The following is a 1106-nucleotide window of genomic DNA, read 5'->3' as shown; positions in this document are numbered from 1 at the left end:
CGTGCCTCGGGCATGGGGATCCGGTTCAACAGCGCCGTGCCCAGCGTCAAGGAGGCCCATCGCTGAGCCAGCCGCGGCCGGCCAGCGCCTGGAGCAGGCGGGTAGCGGTGTTCGTCAGCGTGGAGACGAATTCGTGGCCGGTCTGGAGGGCGCTGGCGAGTATGGCGGCGTCCTCGGTGTATTCGTCCACCATCGGGTTGCGGCGCTTGCGAAGGCGGAACCATTCGTCCGCCGATGGGACCAGCTCAAGTCGCTCGGCCCGGTCGAGGTTATCCAGGAGTGCTCCTTTGCGCTCCCCCAGGGCGGCGAGATAGGCGGGGAGCAGTTTGTCGCCGAGCGTGTCCTGCAGGCGCGCGAAACGGCTGACGAACGCCTCCACGCGTTCGGCCTCGTCGATGTCGTTGTCGAGATCGCGTGCCCGCTCCGTGGAGAAGGGTCTGTCGAACACGCGGCGGTCAGTCGTTGCAAGGTGGTCGCTTTCCCGCTGGACGACCCGGGCGAGGAATTGAAGGCGCTCGATATTGTCCGGCCGGGTCGTCATAGCTGTCGCCCTTCGTTCGCTGCCCGCGCATGAATGGTGCTGCGCTGCAGATTGGGGGCGCTGAGCACGACGTCGACCTCGCGCCCGCCGGTGAGTCGAGTCAGGCGGCCGGAAATGCCGGCGACAAGCCACGCCGGGTTCTCGACCGCGGCGTGTCGACCTCGACCAGCAGATCGATGTCCCCGCCGCGACGCTCGTCCCGTAATCGTGAACCAAACAGGAGCACCCGGGCATTGGGGCCGGCCTCTTCGCGGACGACCCTGCGAATCAGGGCCACTGTGTCGTCTGACAGACGCAAGGCGTAGACCTCCGGATGTGCTCCGTTGACCATTTAACAGATGGTAACCCGGCATGCGCCGGTGGGGGCGTTGTCCCGAAGGGAATCGCATCGGGCAGGCGTGTCGCGTCTCCCCGATCTATCAAGGCAGTCGGCGCTGCCAGCGCCGCAGGACGGGATGTTGGCTGCCGGGAGCAGCCAACCTACGTGGCCTGCCACCGCCGGGCCTGTGCGGTAGGTCGTGCGCCGCAGGCGTGCGACATTCCGGCTCGGTCATTGAGGACGTCG

2 protein-coding genes are annotated in these 1106 nt (G+C 67.2%); both read right to left on the bottom strand.

Annotated features, from left to right (window positions below):
- Positions 1–46: 46 nt before the first annotated feature.
- A complete protein-coding gene (locus G7A99_RS20510; protein ID WP_163143714.1) occupies positions 47–541 on the bottom strand; it encodes a hypothetical protein in 495 nt (164 codons plus the stop codon).
- A 100-nt stretch (positions 542–641) separates the two neighbouring features.
- Positions 642–872 (bottom strand): nucleotidyltransferase domain-containing protein, encoded by a 231-nt coding sequence (locus G7A99_RS20505; protein ID WP_240466364.1) that lies wholly within the window; start codon positions 870–872, stop codon positions 642–644.
- Positions 873–1106 lie beyond the last annotated feature (234 nt).

The organism is Arhodomonas sp. KWT (genome assembly GCF_010993615.1).
This window is presented reverse-complemented; position numbering and strand designations above follow the sequence as displayed.

What these genes read in the sequence shown, in the direction of transcription:
- G7A99_RS20510 (WP_163143714.1), bottom strand. Translation starts at nt 541, where the DNA reads ATGACGACCCGGCCGGACAATATCGAGCGCCTTCAATTCCTCGCCCGG.
- G7A99_RS20505 (WP_240466364.1), bottom strand. Translation starts at nt 872, where the DNA reads ATGGTCAACGGAGCACATCCGGAGGTCTACGCCTTGCGTCTGTCAGAC.